18 protein-coding genes are annotated in these 23,345 nt (G+C 45.6%); 10 read left to right on the top strand and 8 right to left on the bottom strand.

Annotated features, from left to right (window positions below; genetic code table 11):
* Positions 1-21 precede the first annotated feature (21 nt).
* The 6 genes from cspE to prlC all read right to left on the bottom strand — a co-directional run bounded on the left by cspE (position 22) and on the right by prlC (position 6,450).
* A complete protein-coding gene (gene cspE / locus OPS25_RS12355) occupies positions 22-231 on the bottom strand; it encodes a transcription antiterminator/RNA stability regulator CspE (protein WP_265609086.1) in 210 nt (69 codons plus the stop codon).
* A 290-nt stretch (positions 232-521) separates the two neighbouring features.
* Positions 522-2,162 (bottom strand): ubiquinone biosynthesis regulatory protein kinase UbiB, encoded by a 1,641-nt coding sequence (gene ubiB, locus OPS25_RS12350; protein WP_265618042.1) that lies wholly within the window; start codon positions 2,160-2,162, stop codon positions 522-524.
* 7 nt (positions 2,163-2,169) lie between these two features.
* The gene (locus OPS25_RS12345; RefSeq protein WP_265618041.1) at positions 2,170-2,805 is read right to left on the bottom strand and encodes a ubiquinone biosynthesis accessory factor UbiJ; all 636 of its coding nucleotides are present in this window, start codon (positions 2,803-2,805) and stop codon (positions 2,170-2,172) included.
* Positions 2,806-3,594, bottom strand: coding sequence for a bifunctional demethylmenaquinone methyltransferase/2-methoxy-6-polyprenyl-1,4-benzoquinol methylase UbiE (gene ubiE / locus OPS25_RS12340; protein ID WP_265618040.1), 789 nt, complete (start codon positions 3,592-3,594; stop codon positions 2,806-2,808).
* Between the two features lie 134 nt (positions 3,595-3,728).
* Complete coding sequence (locus tag OPS25_RS12335; protein ID WP_265618039.1) at positions 3,729-4,415, bottom strand: DNA-3-methyladenine glycosylase I; 687 nt, start codon at positions 4,413-4,415, stop codon at positions 3,729-3,731.
* Positions 4,408-6,450 carry an oligopeptidase A gene (gene prlC / locus OPS25_RS12330; protein ID WP_265618038.1) on the bottom strand — a complete coding sequence of 681 codons (2,043 nt, stop codon included), beginning with the start codon at positions 6,448-6,450 and terminating at the stop codon, positions 4,408-4,410. The genes OPS25_RS12335 and prlC overlap by 8 nt, the downstream gene beginning before the upstream one ends.
* 163 nt (positions 6,451-6,613) lie before the next feature.
* Here prlC and gorA point away from each other — a divergent pair, with 163 nt between their 5' ends.
* The 5 genes from gorA (at position 6,614) to OPS25_RS12305 (ending at position 10,783) form a co-directional block, all read left to right on the top strand.
* Entirely contained in the window at positions 6,614-7,966 is a 1,353-nt protein-coding gene (gorA, locus tag OPS25_RS12325) for a glutathione-disulfide reductase (protein WP_265618037.1), read from the top strand.
* A gap of 123 nt (positions 7,967-8,089) precedes the next feature.
* A complete protein-coding gene (locus tag OPS25_RS12320; protein WP_265618036.1) occupies positions 8,090-8,992 on the top strand; it encodes an RHS repeat-associated core domain-containing protein in 903 nt (300 codons plus the stop codon).
* Positions 8,989-9,396 carry a hypothetical protein gene (locus OPS25_RS12315; protein ID WP_265618035.1) on the top strand — a complete coding sequence of 136 codons (408 nt, stop codon included), beginning with the start codon at positions 8,989-8,991 and terminating at the stop codon, positions 9,394-9,396. Before OPS25_RS12320 ends, OPS25_RS12315 begins: the two co-directional genes overlap by 4 nt.
* Positions 9,397-9,532: 136 nt before the next feature.
* Positions 9,533-10,330, top strand: coding sequence for a DUF3800 domain-containing protein (locus OPS25_RS12310; protein ID WP_265618034.1), 798 nt, complete (start codon positions 9,533-9,535; stop codon positions 10,328-10,330).
* A gap of 15 nt (positions 10,331-10,345) precedes the next feature.
* On the top strand, positions 10,346-10,783 hold the full coding sequence (locus OPS25_RS12305) for a hypothetical protein (protein ID WP_265618033.1): 438 nt from the start codon (positions 10,346-10,348) through the stop codon (positions 10,781-10,783).
* Between the two features lie 226 nt (positions 10,784-11,009).
* Here OPS25_RS12305 and OPS25_RS12300 read toward each other — a convergent pair whose 3' ends face one another.
* Complete coding sequence (locus OPS25_RS12300; protein ID WP_265618032.1) at positions 11,010-11,960, bottom strand: transposase; 951 nt, start codon at positions 11,958-11,960, stop codon at positions 11,010-11,012.
* Between the two features lie 309 nt (positions 11,961-12,269).
* Here OPS25_RS12300 and OPS25_RS12295 point away from each other — a divergent pair, with 309 nt between their 5' ends.
* On the top strand, positions 12,270-13,844 hold the full coding sequence (locus OPS25_RS12295; protein ID WP_265618031.1) for a DUF3369 domain-containing protein: 1,575 nt from the start codon (positions 12,270-12,272) through the stop codon (positions 13,842-13,844).
* A 214-nt stretch (positions 13,845-14,058) separates the two neighbouring features.
* Entirely contained in the window at positions 14,059-17,388 is a 3,330-nt protein-coding gene (locus OPS25_RS12290) for an amidohydrolase family protein (protein ID WP_265618029.1), read from the top strand.
* A gap of 112 nt (positions 17,389-17,500) precedes the next feature.
* On the opposite strand, the gene OPS25_RS12285 is transcribed toward OPS25_RS12290, so the two are convergent.
* Positions 17,501-19,045, bottom strand: coding sequence for a hydroxymethylglutaryl-CoA reductase (locus OPS25_RS12285; protein ID WP_265618028.1), 1,545 nt, complete (start codon positions 19,043-19,045; stop codon positions 17,501-17,503).
* A gap of 412 nt (positions 19,046-19,457) precedes the next feature.
* Between OPS25_RS12285 and OPS25_RS12280 the strand changes: the two genes are divergently transcribed.
* The 3 genes from OPS25_RS12280 to OPS25_RS12270 are packed head-to-tail and all read left to right on the top strand — an operon-like array spanning position 19,458 to position 23,123.
* On the top strand, positions 19,458-20,708 hold the full coding sequence (locus OPS25_RS12280; protein WP_265618027.1) for an HlyD family secretion protein: 1,251 nt from the start codon (positions 19,458-19,460) through the stop codon (positions 20,706-20,708).
* Positions 20,708-22,879 carry a peptidase domain-containing ABC transporter gene (locus OPS25_RS12275; RefSeq protein ID WP_265618025.1) on the top strand — a complete coding sequence of 724 codons (2,172 nt, stop codon included), beginning with the start codon at positions 20,708-20,710 and terminating at the stop codon, positions 22,877-22,879. The genes OPS25_RS12280 and OPS25_RS12275 overlap by 1 nt, the downstream gene beginning before the upstream one ends.
* Positions 22,872-23,123, top strand: a complete 252-nt coding sequence (locus tag OPS25_RS12270; RefSeq protein WP_265618024.1) for a helix-turn-helix domain-containing protein — start codon at positions 22,872-22,874, stop codon at positions 23,121-23,123. The genes OPS25_RS12275 and OPS25_RS12270 overlap by 8 nt, the downstream gene beginning before the upstream one ends.
* Positions 23,124-23,345 lie beyond the last annotated feature (222 nt).

The raw sequence follows: 23,345 nt of genomic DNA, 5'->3' as shown, positions 1-23,345 counted from the left end.
CTACACCGCTGCCCAATAGAATTAAAGCGCGTTCACGTTTGCAGCTTGCAAACCTTTTTGACCTTGCTCTACTTCAAATTCTACACGTTGACCTTCGTTCAAAGTTTTGTAACCCTCAGAAACGATAGCACGGAAGTGTACAAACACATCCTTATCACCGCTATCCTGCGTTAGAAAACCATACCCTTTGTCAGCGTTAAACCACTTAACTGTGCCTGTTACTTTAGACATAAAGACCTCAAATATCTTGCAAAAAACTGCGCTAACGCGCACCTAACGCCTTTAATAAACGGTTATTTGGGTCTTACTTTATTGCGGTAAACAACTAACAACAAATCACTAGGTAACTTGAGTGGTTTTACATCAAGGCAGAGCTTCAATAATCACGTCTATTTAAAGACCACTTCACTATAACACCGCCTGAGAAAATTGACACATTTTTATAGTGAAAAATGTAAAAAATCACAAAAAGTTCATGTTGCTTTTTCTTGCGTAAGCAACAAGTTATATAACCGAGATGGTTAAACGACTTGAATTCGACTGGTATGCCAAACTTTAAACCAGCAAGCGAGCGCTACCCCGCCAGCAGCGGCTGAAAAAACCCACGAATTTGCATACAAGGGCAATACTCCTGCGAGAATGGTAAAGCTTGCTGCCATCGCACTTAGTCCGATGACCGAGTTAGTATTGTGATGTTCCTGTATAATTTGCGCCTGCAATATTTGTTGCTGCAACGGAAGTCGCTTCAGTTGCGTTAAACCATCGTGAAGCAAATCTGGAATTTCGGGAAATTTTTCGGACCAAAAGGGTAAATTCGCTTTGACCTTGCTCATCATGGCGCTAAAGCCAATCTGTTCTTTCATCCACTTTTCTAAAAAGGGTTTTGCAGTTTTCCACAAATCCAGCTGTGGATACAGTTGGCGTCCCAGCCCTTCAATATAAAGTAAGGTTTTCTGCAATAAAACTAACTGCGGCTGCACCACCATGTTGAATCGACGCGCCACATTGAACAGCTGTAACAACACATGGCCAAAAGATATCTCAGCTAATGGCTTTTGAAATATCGGTTCACATACGGTACGAATGGCCAACTCAAACGCATCAATATTAGTGTCGCTGGGCACCCAGCCTGAGTCCACGTGTAAAGTGGCCACTTTGCGGTAATCCCGATTGAAAAAGGCAATGAAATTCTCGGCCAAATAGCGCTTATCTTCCTCGTTCAACGTACCCACAATGCCAAAATCAATAGCGATATATTTGGGTTCTTGCGGATGTTCGGTCGACACAAAAATATTGCCCGGATGCATGTCAGCATGGAAAAAACTGTCTCTGAAGACTTGGGTAAAAAAGACTTCCACCCCCGTCTCGGCTAACCTTTTCAGGTTGGTTCGTTGAGCCAGCAGGGCATCAATATTGGAAATGGGAATACCGTAGATGCGCTCCATCACCAGCACGTTGGTGCGACAAAGATCGCTATAAATGTGCGGCACATAGAGTGCGGCTGAATCTTCAAAATTGCGTTTTAACTGAATACCATTGGAAGCCTCACGTAACAGATCCAGTTCATCTATCACCGTTTTTTCGTATTCTCTCACCACTTCTATTGGGCGCAGCCTTCGACCATCGGGAAGCCACTTCTGGAGCATTTGCGCCAGAGTGAAAAGTAGTTTCATGTCGGCAAAAATAGTATTTTGAATATCCGGACGAAGTACTTTAACCACCACATCCTTACTGCCATGGCGTAATTTGGCGGCATGAACCTGCGCTATGGAAGCGGATGCCAGCGGCGTTTCATCGAATTCTTCAAATAACTCTGACAAGGCATTAAGCTTTAGCGAGGTCCTGATGATTTGTTGTGCCTTGGCGCTGGAAAAGGGTTTCACTTTGTCTTGCAACATCGCCAGTTCGTTGGCTATCTCTGGCGGCAAGAGATCACGGCGAGTGCTAAGCATTTGCCCAAACTTAACAAAAACCGGCCCTAATGACTGTAATGCTAACGTTATGCGTATGCCGGCGGACTCATCTTTGTGCTTGTTACGTATCCAAAAGATGCATTTACGGAAGCTACGGGCGTACCACGGTTGCCATCGGCTGGGAATGAGTTCATCCAACCCATGTTGCAGAAGCACTTTATTTATTTGGTAAAGTCTGACTATTCGCATAATTTTTTTAAGATAAGGGGGACTCTAATTGCTTCAAACGTACTTCAAAGCGTTCTACATCGTTTCGTAACGCGCTGACCTCATCACAAAAATGCATGACCGCCAGTTTGTGCGCAGCGAGCTCTTTTTCTTCTACTATCGTATTGGCTAACACGCGCTGTCCCTTATGGGTAAACTCAGAGGCCGCGTCGAACAGACCATGCAGTACCGAGAACGCCTGATGGGCAATCACATCCCCGGTGTATTTCGCCACCTGCTCTTCCCAGTCTATGTCCAATTCGCGAAACAACGCACTCACCTGTTGGGCGACGTTAATGTCTCCCTCCAAATAAAGCTTGTTCTGCTGGATGAGGCGAGTCAGCTGACTGGTTTCTTTCAGTTCCGGCAGCACTCCCAGATGGGTCTTAATACAACAATGCCGGGGGGGCAGATTTTGCGCTAACTGTGCAAACGGTTCACGTTCAATATTGACTTCGACTTTATCCGCAAAGTGCATGGTGACCCCCTCGGGGAAACCATCAATAAATATGCTCAAGCAAGCATGATTAAGCTTGGCAAGCCGCTGGTGACTATCAGGATCAAAGGCCAGTACTTGATTGATGAGCGTTTCTAGCACACCGCTTAACATGGGCAGGGCTGGCATTTAAAATTTGTACCCACGGTGAAGTGCCACAATACCACTGGTCAGATTCTGGTAGTCGCAGTTTTCAAAACCCGCCTGCTCGAACATGCTTTTAAGGGTTTCCTGATCTGGATGCATGCGGATACTTTCAGCAAGGTACTGGTAACTTTCACTGTCGTTGGCCACCAGCTTCCCCATTTTGGGCAACACATGAAATGAATACCAATCGTAAATTTTGCTTATTGGCTCCACAGTGGGCTTAGAAAATTCTAATACCAATAAACGTCCGCCTGGTTTAAGCACGCGAAAAATTGAATTTAGCGCATTTTGCTTTTCGGTAACGTTACGTAAGCCGAAAGCCATAGTGACTAAGTCGAAGGTATTTTCGGCAAAGGGCAGCGCCTCGGCATCGGCCTGTACATATTCAATATTCTGAATAAGCCCCTGATCCCGCAACTTATCGCGTCCCACTTTTAACATCGACAAATTAATGTCAGCCAGGGTGACCGAGCCAGTTGGCCCCACCCGGCGGGAAAATTTTGCGGCCAGGTCGCCAGTGCCACCGGCCAGGTCCAATATATGCTGACCTGTTCGCACCGCGGCGCAATCCACCGTATAACGTTTCCATAATCGATGGACGCCCATCGACATGACATCGTTCATGACATCATATTTGGCCGCAACGGAATCAAAAACCCCCGCAACCATGGACGCTTTGGATGATTTATCTACTTGTCTAAACCCAAAATGGGTGGTCGCATGCTCCCCGTCATTGGGAAGAGAATGGTCTGTTGTGTGATGGTCGCTCATGACTATCCTGTCAAACTAGGTTTGAATTTTCAGTGAAGTGTAACCAATTCGCATCTATGAGGACAGTTATTTGCCCACATTAACCAGTAATTTAGCTCACCCCACCATAACGAAAGCCGCTAGATGTTCTGGGATCAGGCTGACTGGTTGGTGCCCCAGCTCATCGCGATAATACGACTGAGATGCTGTAACGGACGTTGACTCTGCTCGTGCCAGGACAAAAACGCTGCGTCCATCGCCTCCAGACTTCGGTTCGAATACGCTCCCCCGCTGAAAATGTCGTGTTTGCGAAGATAATCTTCTACGTCGCGGGATAAGACAAAGGTATCCACCCCTAAAGCGCGAAGCATGTAGGGCCCTGTATTCCCACCTAAGCGTGCACCGTGCTGCTTCAGCTTTCGCCACAATACGGTGATGTCGCCGGGCCCATACTGATTCACGAATGTAGCAAAACTACCATATTGCTGACTGATATCTTTTATCATCATGGCATTATCACGTACTGTCATAACCTTTTTATAGTTTCGGACAATACGTTTATCTGTGGCTTTTTGTTCAAGCATTTCATCCGGCATGAGTAAGACCTTGTCGATATCAAACCCGAAGAACACCTCTTCGAAAGCAGCCCATTTCTGCTCTATCACGCGCCACACAAACCCGGACTGAAATACCTTCTTCGTCATTTGAGCCAAAAAGCGGTCGTCACTGATGTGAGCGACCTCCGTTTTGTTCAGTGGACGACTTAACTGCGCCTCAAGTGCCTGCGCAGAGCCCTTACGTTCGCAAGCACGGTTATAGATTGAATCAAATGACTCAGGCATTGGCGACAATACCATTATGCCTTAACAACGCATCCACTTTGGGTTCGCGCCCCCTGAAAGCAACAAACAACTCCATAGGCTCGCGGCTCCCGCCCATTTCGAGAATGTTTTGCAAAAACGAGCGGCCGGTGGTGCGGTTAAAAATCCCATCTTCTTCAAATTTACTATAGGCGTCCGCAGAGAGTACCTCGGCCCATTTATAACTGTAATAACCTGCCGCGTACCCTCCGGCAAAAACGTGGCCGAAACTATGTTGAAAACGATTAAATTTAGGCGGAATATTTACTGCTACCTCGTCTCTGACGTCATCGAGAACTTTTTGCACATCTACGCTTGCGCCGTCCTGACTATGCAAAATAAAGTCAAATAAGCTGAATTCCAACTGACGCACCATTAACATGGCAGACTGAAAATCCCGCGCCGCCAGCATGCGTTCGAGCAAATCTTCTGGCAGCGGCTCACCGGTTTGCCAGTGACCTGAAATAAAATTGAGCGCTTCTTTTTCCCAGCACCAGTTTTCTAAGAATTGACTAGGTAATTCCACCGCATCCCAAGGTACGCCATTAATTCCAGATACCCCTGCCACCGACATTTTCGTCAGCATATGATGAGTACCGTGGCCAAACTCATGGAATAAGGTAACCACTTCATCGTGGGTAAATAGCGCAGGCTTATCCCCCACCGGGCGATTAAAATTGCAGGTCAGAAAAGCCACTGGTTGTTGCAGCGTGCCATCGGGCTTAATTCGCCTTACCCGACACTCATCCATCCACGCGCCGCCGCGTTTTTTCGCTCTGGCGTATAGATCGAGATAAAAACTGCCACGATGTACGTCGTCTTCATCAGTTAAGGTGAAATACCGCACATCTTTATGCCAGGTATCCACGCCCTGCTGTTCTTTAATAGTAATGCCATACAGGCGTTTTACTACTTCGAATAAACCGCCCAGCACTCTTTCTTCCGGAAAGTATGGCCGTAACATTTCATCTGAGATGGTATAGCGTTGTTGTTTTAGCTTTTCACTGTAATAGGGAATATCCCAGGCATTTAACGACTCAATACCGTGTTCTTCTTTGGCAAACTGCCTGACTTCTTCCAGCTCTGTTTTCGCTTGTGGCAGCGAACGCGCAGCTAAATCGTGTAAAAATTCCAGCACCTGCTCTGTAGAGGAAGCCATTTTGGTGGCCAGGGAACGTTCGGCAAATGTGTCAAAACCTAGCAGCTTGGCCAGTTCTGTGCGTAGTTTTAAGGTTTCCTGAATAATCGCAGAGTTATCCCATTCACCCGCATTTGGCCCTTGATCAGAGGCTCGAGTAGCATAGGCAACGTATAGTTCTTCACGCAGCGCTTGGTTGTCGGCGTACAGCATCACTGGCAAATAAGAGGGAATGTCCAGCGTAAACAACCAGCCTTCAAGCTCCTTTTCTTTCGCTGCTTCTGCTGCGGCATCAAGCGCTGAATCAGGCAGGCCACTTAATTCTTCTTTATCTGTAACATGTTTAGTCCACCCCATGGTGGCATCCATTACGTTATTGCTAAACGTCGACGCCAGTTCACTAAGCCGCGCCTGAATTTCCGCAAAACGGCTTTTCTTGTCGGCAGGCAACGCCACCCCTGACAAGGTGAAATCACGAATTGTATTGGTAATATGCTTTTGACTTTGCTCGTCTAACGAAGCAAATTCATCACTTTCTTTTAGCGCACAATATGCCTGATACAGCCCTTCGTGTTGTCCAACCCAGGTAGAATATTCAGATAATAACGGCAGGCAAGCATCATGGGCCTGTCTTAATTCATCAGAGCTGACCACCGAGTTCATATGACTTACCGGTGACCACACTTTGCCAAGCGTATCATCAGCCTCATCGATATAGGTGACCACATTGTTAAAGGTGTAATCTTTCGACGCGACCACCTCTTCAATTACTTTCTTGCAATTTGCAATGGCACGCTCAACCGCGGGTTTAATCTCTTCAGTTTTAATCTGAGAAAACAAAGGTAAACCATCCACCTTTTCAAGTGCTGAAACAGTCATTTTTTACTCATTCGTTGTGTAGATTTGCTTATTGATGTAAGGGTAGTTGAAAACAAAAACAACTACTATAAAGGTAATTTAATTCTCTAATGTGCAAGCTTTGGCATAAGCTTAACAACCATGTAGGATGTTGAAATAACTTTTTACAGCGTGTTAAAAAACAATGAAAGAATTTGATTATATTTGTATTGGTGGTGGCAGTGGCGGCATTGCTTCAGCGAATCGGGCAGCGAAGCACGGGAAAAACGTCGCATTAATTGAAGGCGGCCCAATCGGTGGTACCTGCGTGAACGTTGGTTGTGTACCTAAAAAAGCCATGTGGCATGGCGCACAGGTAGCTGAGACCCTTTCCCACTATGCACCAGATTATGGCTTCGAGCTGACCGTGAACAAGTTCAGTTGGAAAACGTTAGTGGCTAACCGTGAGGCGTATATTGAACGTGTTCATGCCTCTTACGACAAAGTGCTGGGGAATAACGGTATCACCCGCATTCAGGGACATGCGAAGTTTATCAACGACCATACTATCGAGGTGAATGGTGAGCAGTACACCAGTCAACACATTACTATTGCAGTGGGTGGACATCCCACGTTACCTGACATTCCGGGTGCGGAACACGGCATAGACTCTGATGGCTTTTTTGCCTTAAACGAGCAGCCTAAAAGTGTGGCCGTGGTGGGCGCCGGCTATATTGCGGTGGAGTTAGCCGGGATGCTGCACGCGCTGGGAACCGACACCCATCTGCTTATTCGTCATCATGCGCCACTGCGCCATTTCGATTCGATTATCCACTCAAAGTTAGTCGAGTTTATCAATGAAGACGGCCCCACACTGCATGATCATACCAATGTAGAAAAAGTGGAAAAATTAGATAGTGGTGAACTCAAGATAACCCTGAAAGAGGGTAAATCCCTTACCGTGGAAACGCTGATTTGGGCCATCGGACGTACCCCCAGTACCGCTAAATTAGGCCTGGAAAATACCGGCATTAAAACTGATGACAAAGGCTATATAAAGGTAGATAAATACCAAACCACCACCATTCAAGGCGTTTATGCCCTTGGCGATGTCACGGGTCAGGCTGAATTGACGCCGGTGGCAGTGAAAGCAGGCCGATTGTTAAGTGAACGTTTATTTAATGATCGGACCCATGCATACATGGATTACTCGCAAATTCCCACCGTGGTGTTCAGCCACCCGCCTATCGGTACGGTTGGACTTAGCGAGGACGAAGCCAAATCCGAATTTGGCGAAGATAACATCAAGGTGTACACCTCAACCTTCGCCGCCATGTTTTCCGCCGTTACCCGCAATAGGCAAAGTACCCATATGAAACTGGTTTGTGCAGGCAAAGAAGAAAAAGTGGTGGGCCTACACGGCATAGGTTTCGGCATGGATGAAATTTTACAAGGCTTCGCAGTAGCCATGAAAATGGGCGCGACCAAAGCGGACTTTGACGCCTGCGTGGCGATTCATCCGACTAGTGCCGAAGAGTTCGTTACTATGACAGGTTAGTTCAGAGACTCGGGGGCTTGCCCATTGTGGAGGGGTTGATGCCCTCATTTATCTTAACGATACGAAGTACCATTTCAGCATGTTCTCCCCGCTGGGCCGCTAGAGCATATCAATATCATTCATATGAACGGTCGGGTGTATGATTATAACCTTGGGCGGTTTATGTCGGTTGATCCGCTCGTGCATGGGGGATCGCAGGGTATAAACCCGTACTCGTATCTAATGAATAATCCTCTTTCGGGAACAGATCCTACAGGTTACAAACCTGAAGATTTAACTGACCTTGATGTAAGCACGATTGACGATATCCAAGTCACAGACAAGGGCGATATCGTTATCAATACCGACAACGGAAGTTTTAAAGTGGACTCCGTTGGAGGTAAGAATGTTTCAGGTGCGTACAAAGGTGTTCATGACCTAGGCTCTTCTATGATGGACATAGGGGGGCAAGGTAGCCTCGCCAAATCAGACGGCTTCTCTATCTTTGGTCATCTAGCCAGTGAAGGTGCCGCAGCCTCGACCGGTTTAGTTGGTAAGATAGATAAAGATCAACTGGGGAAAGAAGAAGGAAATTCCCAAGAAGTCTATGATGAAGCGGAGAAATTTTTCAAGGCTGACCAAAGTTACATGGGTGAAGAGGTTGAGTTTGAAGATATGTATGCTGTGTCAATAAGAAGCGTTGAAGACCACTCAAAAACATACGCACCAAAACTTTTTACCACCTTTGAAGAAGCAAATAAATATGCTGGTACAGAATATGGAGGCGGTTACGAGAAAGTTTGGGTAAATGGTTACCATTATGGTGGGGTATCTACAATTTATAGGACTGCGACGTTTGCGAAAAATGGCTATACGGGTGTAGAGAGGACGATTCAATATCTGGCACATGAGTCCAAGCATTACAATCGTGCTAAGCCCTCTCAAGCACATAAGCATATTAATTCACACCAATATCTTAGTTTTGATCTTGCATCTGATGCTGCTGTGAAAAGATATAGAAATTCTTTGCGTGGAGAAAGTCAATGAAAAAATTCATAGCTATTTTGTTCGTTTCTTTGTCGGGACTTTCTTGTGCAAGCACGTTAGATGAGTTGTCTCATTGTGGAATAGACGTTAGCCGAAAATTCGATGGAAGAGACGATGAATACGTTGAAGTGCAAATAGATATAGATCAATCTGACTTAACTATTGAAGAATGTAAAAAAATCGGCGTTGTCACCCTCTCCAATTTTAAAACATCCGAGTGGACATATTTCAATATTGAAAATGCAAAGGCATCTGTTAATTTTAGACTTAAAGTTGAAGGTATAGATGTGTATGAAATTATGTTAGCACCAGAAGATATAGATACCGTTCCTGTAGCCGATAGGCTAAGCCATTACATTCGTATTAGCGCTTCTGATTTAGTATCGAAAACCTCATTGCCATGAAGATCAAGAGAGTTAAATAAAAAGGACAGTCGCCCTTAGTATGATGCTAGCATCCACCCCGCCCACCCAGCGGGGCTTTTGTCGCCAAAGTGATTGGTTTAGGCTATCGTTATAGAAAAGGCTAAGGAGCAGCGATGTGAGCAAAGGAAAGCTAATCTGGCACATAGCATGTGATGAATCTGGTGTAGATGGTCAAGTTTACTATGGATTCGGTTCACTGTGGATGAAGTACCAGCGCCGAGGCGACTTTGCTCGAATAATTAGAGATCTCCGAGAAAAACATCGGTATTCAAACGAAATCAAATGGCAACGCGCTCATCAAAAAAACAATATTGCATTCTATAAAGAGCTAGCAGATGTATTCTTCAGGCATGCTTGGTTAGCTTTTCATTGTATAATTGTAAGGAAAGGTTTAGTTGATAAGTCTTTTCATGATGGTGACTATGACCTTGCAATGCGAAAGCATTTTACGACCCTCATCTCTTCAAAGATAAAAGCAGTTAAAAATGCGCATCCGAACCAGCAATCAGAGTTTAGGGTCGAAGTAGACCCGCTGCCATCGCGATATAACAAGGCCGATGAAGCGTTTCACACAATCGCGAATAATATGCTTAAACAACAACTTGGAGGTAATGCTCTAATCCATACCGTAGTAACAAAGGATTCGAAGGATTCGCATCAAATACAACTTGCGGATTTTTTATTAGGAGCGGTGATGAGTGCATTTCAGGGTAAGGTCACCTCAGATAGAAAAAAGGACATGGCAGCTCACATAGCTTCGTATTTAGGCTGGAAATCTCTAAAGCACGATACTTGGAAGCACGAACGAAAATTCAATATCTGGTATTTTCATGACACCCGCAGAGAAGTAAGAGAAATCCAGACTAAAGACGTTGATTTAAAATACCCACTTCCAACAAAGACAATAGTGTGAGATTGACAAAGTAAAATGAGAAAAAGCAACCACCAAGGAAAGGTGTTAAAAGACCCTAAAAAAGTAGGCAAAAAGTTTATACCTCCTTTTCTACAAATCAAAGGGATGATGGAAACGTCATTTGTCAACGATAAACTTCCATGCCTGATATGGATGTCAGCCCTATACAGACGCATTGGGGATAGAAACGCCACGAAATATATTGTGGATTTTATCGAAACGGCACACAAATGCTGTGAAGGAGATAAAGTGGCCCCACTTCAATATTTGGGCAGTTATACGAATTTAACTGAAACGAAAAAAAACGAACTATACGAAACGCTGAAGCAAAAACCATATTTTAGCGAACTACTGAGTAATCTAGAGCACCAATATCATCTACTCAAAAGTTACCCCATTTCGTTTCTGTTTTCGGCAATAAACACGAATAAACATGGACAGTCACTCGCCTAACATGCAACTTATCGGTTTCTCAGGAGAATTTAAATCAGGGAAACTGCAGGCTTTTTCCTTAGCGTTTTTCGTTAGGGTTTGCTTAACGGGTGTCTCAAATCGGTTTGGATAGCAGAGTTGGCATTGGAGTGCTCAAAATAAACACAGGTTTACCCCATGTTCATATGAACGTGGTTAACTGGTCACGAGAGGTTGCATGCAGAACGCGAAGGAAAACCTAACGCGGTTAAGTGCTATTATAGCCTTTATTTCTGTCGCATTGGCGGGTCAAGTTTTCAACACTCACTACTGACTTAAATTCGCTCTCAATGCTAGACACCATTAGAGTCCAATCCATCTCTTCAAGCCCAACACGCTCTAAAATTGGTGAGGCTGATGCGTCAATCTTGCCACGTTTTGCAGGATTGAAATGACGCCCCGTAACATCTACTAGCGCTAAGTAGTCCTGGATACAAAATGGCAGGCCATCAGGCATGTTGTGCTGAAGATTACCGGTAAAAGGGAGTAACAGGTGAGGCTGACGATTAGATGTAGCTGCGTTTATCCTTTTTTGAATACTGGTGTGGGCTGACTCCTCGGGGGTTTTCGCCAGTTTGGCTCGCACTGGGTTTAAATCTACATATGCCATACATGCGGCTAAGGATGCTTCGTCCATGAGCGCCTGAGATTTAAACCTCCCTTCCCAAAAGTGACCGCTACAACTATCTTCTTTGTTGGCTTGTCTGGCAATATACTCATTAAGGAGCCGCATGAACCAACTGATATTGTAAAGTCGATGACGATACACTTCCGCGAGCTTGTTTACGGTGTTAATTTCTGCCTCAGACATCGCTACGCATTCATCTGCGTCAATATAGCGCTGGGCTAACAGCATCCCGTTAAATAATCGATGCCATCGCCTAATGATGTCTTTCACTGATAGCGACTCAGCCTTTTGCTTATTGATCCGCAAGACTACATGAGTATGATTACTCATCACTGCGTAAGCACATACATCTACGCAAAATACGTCAGCTAAAAACATCAACCTATCCTCTACCCACTGACGGCGATATTCATAATTTTTTCCCGTTAGCTTGTCTTTCCCACACAAAAATGCCCTACGCACGCAACGAGATACGCAATGATAGTAAGGGGTATCGGAAAGATTGATCAGGCTTTTTCTAGGTCTAGGCATGGCGTCAGTTGCAGCTAAAGAAAACGTGATTCAATTGTGGCTAAACCAGCTCAAAATCCAACTGGACGTTGGATTAGTATGTGACTGTCCTGCACAAAGCTAACGCGAATACATCGTTTCTTCCACGCGTGTCGGAATTGAAATGGAATTTTGGAATTCAGACAGGCACATTTCTAAATCACCTCACTTAATTTAATTTAACTCGGCATTGCACCGAATTACGGATATCTTGGCGTATCAAAATTTTTAGCAGCAATAATCCGAATTGTTTTCTATATTCAGGATTACTAACTCAAATAGGTAGCGTAAATGGATGACGATGAGCTGGTCTTTGCCAGTGATGAACTTACCGAAAATGTATTACCTCAACAAGCAAAGTGGCGGATTTTGGTGGTCGATGATGAACAGGAAGTGCATCAGGTTACCAGCTTGGTGATGAACGATATGGTGTTTGATGGCCATGGTATCCGGCTCGAATTCGCGTCTTCCGCCAAAGAGGCCAAAGCGATTCTTGCGGACGATACCGAGCACGATATCGCGGTTGCCATTATAGATGTGGTGATGGAATCATCTCACGCTGGATTAGAGCTCGTTCAGTGGGTGCGCGATGAGTTAAAAAACCACACTATTCGACTCATCTTACGCACAGGCCAACCCGGGGAAGCGCCGGAAGAGAGCGTCATTCGCGACTATGATATTAATGATTACAAGAATAAAACCGAACTGACTGCGTTACGACTAAAAACATCTTTATACGCTACTTTGCGAAGTTATCGTGATATCCGCATCATTGAACGACATCGACGCGGGTTGGAAAAAATCATCGATGCTACCTCGCAATTTATCGAGTGCGATACACTCAATGAATTCGCGTCCACTATACTTGACCAAATCTCGGTTATTTTGAATATCGAATCCAGCCAAATTGTCTGCTGTGCGGTAGTGAAGGAACCTAACCAGTCACACTCTGACCTCAAAATACTTGCTGCGAATCAAGGGGCTACACTGCATTTGGCGGTTAATCCGTCAACATTGAACGAAATCGTTGATAAACGCATTGCCGAAGCACTTGAAGCGAAGAAAAATATAGAAAAAGAAGATTACTTTGTAGGGTACTTTACCACCAAACGAGGCACTGAAAGCGTTCTTTACGTAGAGAACGAGGCTCGACTTGAGGCAGTTCAACATCATCTGTTAGGCGTATTTACCCACAATATCGCGGTCGCTCACGAAAATCTCAAATTACGCGAAGTGATTAAAGAGTCGCAGAAAGAGCTGTCTTATGTAATCGGTGAAGCGGTTGAAATGCGCTCCAAAGAAACCGGATCGCATGTTAAAAGGGTAGCAGAAATCAGTTATCTGCTGGCCAAAAAATACGGGCTCTCAGAAGCAGATGCCGAGCTGATAAAGCTCGCTTCGCCGCTGCATGATGTGGGAAAAGTAGGCATACCTGACCACATTTTAAACAAACCCGGGAAACACGATGTCGATGAGCAAAAAATCATGCAGACCCACCCCTTTATTGGTTACGAAATGCTGAAGAAGTCCGAAAATCCAATTTTACAATTGGGTGCCCATATCTCTCATGAACATCATGAGCATTGGGATGGGAATGGCTACCCGCGGCAGCTTTGCGGTAACGATATTCATGTTGCCGGGCGCATTACTGCGGTCGCGGATGTTTTCGATGCGTTAGGGAGTAAGCGGTGCTACAAAGGCCCATGGACCGAGGAGGAAATCGTTGAGTATTTTAAACAGGAAAAGGGCAAACGCTTTGAGCCAGAACTAGTTGATATTTTATTAGCAGATTTACCTTCCTTTTTAGAGGTTAGACGAAAGTTTCCGGATAATCCCACCGAGCGTGCGGATACATCAGAAAAATAACGACGCTCACTATCCTTGTCTATTAAAACTACAGTAGCGGTCAAGCTATTTCGGCTGGCATACGCCAGCCATTACGCGAATGGGTCAAGGTCAATCATGTAGTTTGACGCTGTAGAACAACTGCTAATCTCAAGCAACTCTCATCCACTTTGCAAGTTTGCCTAAACAAATGTACTTTATGGGCGGATTTTTCACGCTTAGCTGGAATACTATAATGATAAAGCAACCCAAATTATGGCTAAGTGCATTAGCGCTTAGCCTTTGCTCAACCACATTCTCTCTCCATGCTGCTGAGAACGCAGAGGAAAAAAAAGCAAAAAAAGAAGAAAAGTGGAACGTATTAGAGCCTCCTTTTGCATTAAACGATATTTCAATTTCTACCGATGAAACCACTTGGTCAAGTCTGGATGTGTCGCCTGATGGCCAATACATGGTATTTGACATGCTTGGCGATCTCTACAAAGTGCCTCTATCTGGTGGCAAAGCCACCGCGTTGACCCAGGATTTTGCCTGGAACATCCATCCAGCAATATCACCTGATGGTAAGCAGATTGCTTTTATTTCCGACCGCGATGGAATTTCCAATATCTGGGTAATGGACAGTGATGGTAAAAACTTAAAACAAGTGAGCACCTCAGATAAAAACCTCGTTCACTCACCCAAGTGGTCGCCGGATGGCAACTATTTAGTCGCGACCAAAGGAATTATGTCCAGCCGTAGTATCCCGGCTGGCGAGATTTGGTTGTATCACAAAGATGGTGGCGACGGCTTACCTATTAAGGAGCGGGTAAACGGTAAAAGTGAACAAAACAATATCGCTGATCCTGCGTTTTCCGCTGATGGCCGTTACATCTACTATACCCAGAATACAGTGGCGGGCAGTGCATTTGAATATAATCGTAATGCGCTGGAAGGTATTTTCGCGATCACCCGCTTTGACCGAGAAACCGGCAAAGAAAGCCGTTATATTTCCGGCACCGGCGGGGCAGTCGTACCGACCCCTTCTCCTGATGGGAAATACGTGGCATTTATACGTCGCGTAAAAGATAAAACAGCATTATTTGTCAAAAATGTAGAAACCGGTGTAGAAAATCCCCTAACCCTGGAACTAGAACGCGACATGCAGGAAGGTTTTGGCTCAGAAGGTTATTACGCCTACTTTGATTGGCTGCCGGACTCTTCGGCGCTGGTTTACTGGGCCGGTGGTAAGTTTCACCGCCTAAACCTTGCGGATAAGACAGTTACCCCTATTAACGTCTCGGTAGATGCCCAGTTACAATACGCTGATGCCTTACGTTTCCCTGTGGACGTCGCGGCAGACGCATTCGATGTGAAGATGATTCGTTGGTCGCAAAAATCTCCTGATGGCAAATCGATCCTCTTTCAGGCACTAGGAAAATTGTATGTTCGTGACATTAAGTCGGGTAAACATCGACGTTTAACTACCCAAAACGAACACGATGAATATTACCCACGTTTCTCCAACGATGGCAAATCGATTATTTATGTCAGTTGGAATGACCAATCATTGGGTTCGGTACGCATTGTTGATACCTCGGGTAAAAATAGCCGAGTCATCACCCCTGAGCCTGGTCATTACACTCACCCCAGCTTTTCACCTGACGGAAAATGGGTGACCTACCAAAAATTTGATGGCGGTTACCTGTTAGATCCGAAGTATTCAGTGAACCCTGGCATCTATGTAATGAACCTGAGCGAGAAAAAAGCGAAGAAGGTCTTGGATAGCGGCTCGTCCCCGCATTTCACCAGCGATAATAAGCGGCTATACTTTACTGAATATGTTGGCGGAACCCCCTATCCAGAAACCCAGTTTAGCAGTGTTAACCTGCAGGGCGATGATAAACGCGTCCACTTACATGGGGGAGACAAAGTAAGTGAGTATAAACTTTCACATGACGGAAAATGGATCGCTTTTGTTAACCAGTTCAAAACCTTTGTGGCACCATTCATTGATAACGGCAAAAAGATTGACATAGGGCCGACCACTTCCGCCTTTCCGGTTAAACAACTGTCCGCCCGCGCGGGTGAATATCTAACATGGAGTGCCGATAATAAATCTGTCGGCTGGTTCCATGGCCCGGTTTATTACGAGAGAGAGCTGACAAAGGCATTTGCATACTTACCAGAAGCAGCGGAAACATTACCTGAGCCTGAGGAAAACGGCCTTAATCTCGCGTTTAAGGTAAAGGCGGATAAACCCTCAGGAACGAAAGCACTGGTCGGTGGTAAAGTGGTAACTATGCGAAATGCCGATGATACTCAGGAAGTTATTGAGAATGGTGTAGTGCTTATCAAGGATAACCGTATTGAAGCGGTAGGGCGTGTAGGGGAAGTCACGATACCGGACGAAGCTTTGCGCATTGATGCCAAGGGCATGACCATTATCCCAGGCTTGATCGATGCCCACGCACACGGCTCACAAGGCCGTCATGAGATTATTCCACAACAAAACTGGGAACAGTATTCAAATCTCGCCTTCGGAGTAACCACGATCCATGACCCCAGTAACGATACCACCGAAATCTTCGCCGCGTCTGAATTGCAGCGTGCTGGTGAACGTGTGGCGCCGCGTACCTATTCAACTGGCACCATTTTATATGGTGCAGAAGCTTTAGGTTACAAGGCCATTATCAATTCTTACGATGATGCCTGGTTCCACGTTAACAGGTTAAAAGAAAGTGGTGCAATTTCGGTTAAAAGTTACAACCAGCCACGCCGGGACCAACGCCAACAGGTGCTATGGGCAGCTAATGATCTGAACATGATGGTAATGCCTGAAGGCGGCGGTAAATATCAACAAAATATGACTATGTTGGTTGATGGACATACAGGCCTTGAACACAGCATTCCTATTCCTAAAGGATATAGCGATGTAACCCAGTTATGGCAAGCCACTAATTACGGATATACGCCAACGTTCGTCGTAGCCTATGGTGGCATGATGGGCGAAGAATACTGGTATGATCGTACGCAAGTGTGGAAAAACGAACGCCTGCTGCGTTATGTGCCGTCGTTTTTGATTGACTCCCGCTCAATCAGACGCCCCACCGCCCCCGACAATCAATACAACCACGTTAAGGTGGCTGAATATGCGAAAACGTTAAGGGATGCGGGGGTGAGTGTCCATATTGGCGCGCATGGTCAGCGGGAAGGATTAGGTGCGCACTGGGAACTCTGGATCATGCAGCAGGGCGGCTTTACACCTTGGGAAGCACTGCGTGGTGGCACTATCGACGGGGCTCGTCATTTGGGCATGGATAAGCACATCGGCAGTATCGAGAAAGGTAAGTTGGCTGATCTTGTAGTGATAGAAGGTGATGTCTTAAACGATTTACGCCGCAGTGAATATGTAGCCTACACGGTGTTAAATGGCAGGATATACGACGCCGCCACAATGAATGAAGTGGGAAGTAAAAAGCAGCGTAATGCGTTCTTCTTCGAGGAAGACAACGCTACCTTTATGCCCGCCTCCACCGCAGCGGAAATTGAAGCAAAAGCGGAAAAGTATCACTGGCACCACTGATCTGTGCTAAAAAAATAGGCAGACAAAAACGGCTTCCACATGGAAGCCGTTTTTTTTTGCTTTACTCGCTGCTATGCACTCACCCTATCGAGGGCTGCTTTTAAGTGATAGCTTAGCGGTTACGACCGTATTGTTCGTGGGACGAAACCCAATCGGACGAGGAAATGGCAGAGGCCAACGATATTTCACCCGCTAACGCCACCGCGCCAACAATTTCTGCAAACTTGTACGCCCGGTCTCGTCCGTAGCAATCCATTAGCTCCAAACACTCCCGTTGCGTACCTATCCCTGTGCCGCCCCCATACGTGGCGACAATTAGGGAGGGAATAGTTAGCGAAAGATACAAATCTCCTTCTTCGGTTAATTCACTATAAAGTATCCCAGCAGAGGATTCTGATACGTTCGCCACATCTTGCCCAGTGGCGATAAACATAGCGGTGATGCCATTAGGAGAATGCAGACCGGTGTTATTCACGCCAGATAAAAATGACCCCACTCCCGCTACTCTGCCATGATAATCAATCTGTTTGGGGTCCACCCGCATCACACTTAACAGATGCTCTCGTTTAATGGTGGCCTCTGCAGTAACCCGCTTACCACGGGTTCGCATGATGTTAATCTGTGATGCTTTCTTATCCGTGGCAAAATTGGATTCTAGGTAAAAGTTTTCAATGCCTTGGTAGTTATCCAGTATCCAGCCGCACGCCGCAAATGTCGCACGCCCCACCATGTTTTGGCCGGCTGCGTCACCTGTTTTGTAGTTAAAACGCAAAAATGCGAATTTATTGGAAAGAAAGTGGTCGATATAAGTTAACTTAGCCACCGAAGAAGTACCTTCTGCATGTTCGCGGATGGTAGCTATGTTGTCCTGTACCCACTTGGCAAAGTCTCTAGCCCCTCTTGCATCAGAGAATACAAACACTGGCGCCCGTTGCATGGCATCGTCCACCACTGTTGACTTCACTCCCCCACTCATATTGAGTAATTTCATGCCTCTGTTGTAGGAGGCCACCAAAGTCCCTTCTGTGGTGGCTAAAGGAACCACAAACTCCCCTTTCGCATGTTCTCCATCAATAATCAGCGGCCCGGCAATGCCCATTGGTACCTGCGCCACACCGATGAAATGTTCGATATTGCCTTTAAGCTGTTGGGGATCAATAGAATATTTCCCCACATGGTTTACTTTGCCTTTGGTAAAATTTTCAAAGTATCGTTGACGCTTACCAATGATGCCTTCTTCGTAATCGTCATGATTATCTCGTGGAATTTGCGTTTTATCTGAGGTTTCCTCTGACACATTGTCTTCCACTTCAAACTTCAACTTGCCGAAGGGTGAGGCTTTAAACGAGATACCCACTTTACGCTTTTCCGGACTGACTGACTCATCTAAATGCAAATGAACCGTTAGCACTTGTTTTAAATCGAAGCTGACTTCACCTTTTTGATTGAATTCGGTAAAACTGAGTATTTCCTCAGGAGAAATCTCTAAATAGATTTTATCTTCATCTATTCGCTTGCCATCCAGTGCTATCCAGTTCAATGATTGGATCGTTGCATCTTTTAGTCGGTTTTTGAGCATAAACCGTACGCCCTGAGAAGTGCGACACAAACTTCCGTGGGTATAAAGTTGTTTTAACAACATGCTGGGTACAAACATTCGAAATCCTTGTTATTGATTTTGTTAGTAAACCTGGTACGTGTAATTGTTATAGCACATTTATAAATAAATGCCGCTAATGGTGAATATCAACAACATTCACTTTTGAAAACGTGCCGCCAACGTCTGTAACATTTGAGACAAGCTGTGTAAGGATCAGGCCATCGCCGTCTTTGGCTGACTATTTTTTAGCCTGGACCTGACGGATGTAGCTGCCCTCGCCTCATGCCCACTACATTGAAAACCGTCAGCAGGGAACGCTGACCGTAAACAGTGGGTACCTGACTGAATCGTGATGGAGGCGTCATGGATTACGATGCCAGGGAAGCGGATCGCCCAAAGGATTGGGCTTTGGTTGGGTACTCACTTGCTTTGCGTAATCTTCACTATTACAGACAAAAAGGAGAGCGGTATGCGTAAAGGGCTATTTCGGCAAGAGGCGATTGAGTCTCAGCGTCAGAAACTTGATGGTAACGTCATTTTGCTACCACACTTTTCAGCACTTTTGGTCACGTTTTTTGTATTCATCTGGGTTGGGATTTCTGCTTACTTTTTATTTACTCATGATTACGCCCAACAGGCTCAGGTAAGCGGCTGGCTTGAGCCCGCGCAGGGACTTGTTCGGGTATATCCTCACCGTGGTGGCGGTAGAATAACCATGCTTAACGTAAAAGAAGGTCAGCATGTGACTGCTGGGCAAACATTGCTCACCATAGATAACCGTGCTGTCACACTAGACGGCAGCCTGGAGCAAAAACTTATCACGGAATACCACGCCCAACAAAAGACCCTCAATAATCAACTGACTGTGCTACAAACACACTATCAAACAGAGCAACGCGCGCTCCGCTTATCTATGCAAAATACTCAGCAAAGACTTGCCAATCTGGATGGCACCAAAAAATTAGTGGTGGAACGGCTTGATCTGGCGCGTTCGCACTATGATTCTGCAGTGTCTTTGGTTGAAAAGGAGCTGTTGTCGTACCAGGAAGCCCAGCGGATAAGAGCAAGCTATCTAGCCCTACAACAAGACGTTTCACAATGGGACGCTGAAACGCTACAGCTAAGCAATACTCTAGAAGACCAAAAACTCGCATTTCAACAGCTTACTCTACAATTCGAGCAAAACAACAACGACGTTAAGGTCGCTCTCTCGGAACTTAATCAACGTATCGCCACCACGCATAGCCAGCAAACCGAAGTCATTAAAGCGCCAAAAGCCGGGATTGTTTCAAACCTGCTTGCGTTTGAAGGAGAGTTTTCACAACCCCAAAAGCCCCTGCTTACTCTTTTACCACCTGATGCGTCCATAACCGCAAAACTTATTGTGCCCGTACGTGCTGCTGGATTTGTCAAAGCAGGGCAGCTCATCGATTTGCGTTACGACGCCTTCCCTTTTCAAAAATTTGGTGTGTATACCGGAAGAGTGATTGATATTGCACAGTCGGTCTCACTACCCGGCGAGTTGCAAGCGGTTCCTGTGGCGTTTAACGAGCCCGTTTATGTGGTCAATGCCACGGTGGAATCAAATTTTATACAGGCCTATGGGGTAAATGTACCCCTGAAAGCGGGTATGACCTTCTCCGCACATGTTGAAGTTAGCAAGCGCTCACTAATAGAGTGGTTGTTTGAACCCCTGTTTAGCTTGGCGGGGAGAGTGTGATGAGTACGATAGCGTCTAGCGCGTTAAACACTTTGTCTTGGAAGAGCCATCGTCGGGTACCGTTATTACTACAGACCGAAGCTGCAGAATGCGGACTCGCGTGCTTAGGTATGGTGACAAGTTATTTCGGAAAGCACACTGACCTGACTACGCTGAGAGGCCGATTTGCGATATCAATGCGCGGCGCTTCGTTAAAACAAATTATCGAAATTGCCAGCCAACTTCAGCTTTCTGCCCGCCCATTGAAAGTAGACATTTCCCACCTTCAGCAATTACAAACGCCCTGTATTTTACATTGGGATATGCATCACTTTGTTGTTCTCACAAAAGTAAAGCGGGATGGTATTCTTATTAATGATCCCGCTCTGGGTGAACGTAAGATATGCTGGGAAGACGTCGATACGCATTTTACCGGCATCGCGCTTGAACTGTCCCCCACCTCAGAATTCCAACGTCAACCTTCGCCAACCAAATTATCATTGGGACATTTCTGGCAACATATCCAGGGACTCAAGCGGTCGTTAACTATTCTATTTTTACTCTCGCTGCTCATCCAGCTTTTCGCGCTCGCATCACCTTACTATATGCAAACGGTAATTGACGATGCACTGATTAACCAGCAAAACGATTTATTGGTTGTTCTTGCACTGGGATTCGGTCTGTTGTTACTTATTGAATCAGGCGTTTCGCTTTGCAGACAGTTTTTAGTGTTAAGCCTGTCATCCCGCCTGCAATTACAAATGTCAGCAAATGTATTTCACCATCTAATCCGACTCCCTGTCAGTTACTTTAGCAAACGCCATGTGGGAGATGTGGTGTCCCGGTTTTCTTCATTAAGTCACATACGCGAATTTTTCACGGTTGGCGTAGTCACTGCTGTACTAGATGGACTAATGGCGCTTATTACGCTAAGTATGTTGCTCGTTTACTCTGTACAACTTACCCTCGTAGTGATTGCTGTAGCAGCTTTATATTTTATATTGCGTATCAGTATCTTACCAGTAATTAAACGCTTAAACGCGGAACGTATTTTAGCCTCAGCGAATGAACAGAGTCACTTTATGGAATCGGTGCGTGGGGTGCAAACCGTCAAGCAGTTTTCCCAAGAGGCTTCAAGAGAGGGGCAGTGGCAAAACATGCTTACCGAAGTAATTAATGCTGATATTCGCTTGGGTAAGTGGGATATCAGCACAACCACAATTAACCAGTTGATGTTTGGACTGGAGAATATCGTCATCATTTATCTCGCTGCTACGCTTGTGCTGGATAGCGTGTTCACTGTAGGCATGCTGTACGCATTCATGAGTTACAAAAACCGCTTTATCACTTCTGCCGACGCCCTGATTACTAAATTTATTGAGTTCAAGTTGATGAGCGTTCATTTTGACCGCCTGGCGGATATCGTGTTCTCAGAAAAAGAGCCGGTACTCGCCGATTTTTCAAAGCATGTAAGCCAGAGTTCACTGTCTTCACAAGCGCTGAAAATTGATGCTATCAGTTATCGCTACAGTGATATCGAGCCCCCGGTGTTTAGTGATGTGTCGTTAACAGTGGAGCCAGGTAGTCTCATCGCGATTATCGGTCCAAGCGGGGCGGGTAAATCCACATTAATGCGTTGCTTGATGGGGTTAGACGCCCCCAGCTCGGGTAATATCATGTACGCGGGCCACGCGGTTCATCGTTCAGCCTGGTATAGAAAAAACACAGCCTCAGTGATGCAGGGGGATCAATGCTTAGGCGGCACGATAGCCGATAATATTACCTGCTTTGATGAAACAGCGGACTTTGAGCATATGATAGGGTGTGCCCAACAAGCGGGTATACACGATGAGATTCTCGCTATGCCTATGCAATACCAAACACTTGTGGGTGACATGGGCAGCAGTCTGTCGGGCGGCCAATTACAGAGGGTTTTATTAGCCCGTGCACTCTACCGCAAGCCTTCAATTCTGTTTCTGGATGAAGCCAGTAGCCATTTAGATGTCATCAACGAACAGCGCATCAATCAAAACCTGGCAAAATTAGCTATCACTAGAATTCTTGTGGCGCATCGCCCGCAAACTATCGCCCTAGCTGAAAAAGTTTACGTACTGCAGCAAGGTCGGCTTCACTTACTCGAACCCAACGCCCAACTACACAAGGTTAACCAACAAGGAGAGCATGATGCTTGATAATCAATGCAATAAGTCTATGGAAGATAAACTATCCCAACTGTCTAAACGAGAACTTCAGGTGGCCCATAAAATAATGGAAGGATTACCTAATAAACGCATCGCCAGTCAACTTTATATTAGTGAGCGCACTGTAAAATTTCATTGCGCAAATATCTATCGAAAACTGGAGATACGGGATCGAGCTGCGTTAATGGCAGCGTATTTCAGGCAGCTATATCAGCTACAGACATCAGATATTTAGTGACCGTGCGCAGTGAAATAATACGTCGCTGCGCTAACTCCATCATTCACCACTTAACACGCTATCTATGACTCCCTTACGCTATTTAATGTTTCGATACACTGTTATCTCAGTCGGTATGGTGACGCTTACTCATGTTTTTTTAAGAATGGTTAGCGGTGAATGGCCCAGTGGGCTGTTTACTTTTTTAATCGTAAATCTTTTGTGGTTTCTCAGCCTGAG

The sequence above is a fragment of the Alteromonas aquimaris genome, assembly GCF_026183695.1.
Taxonomy (GTDB): domain Bacteria; phylum Pseudomonadota; class Gammaproteobacteria; order Enterobacterales; family Alteromonadaceae; genus Alteromonas; species Alteromonas aquimaris.
This window is presented reverse-complemented; position numbering and strand designations above follow the sequence as displayed.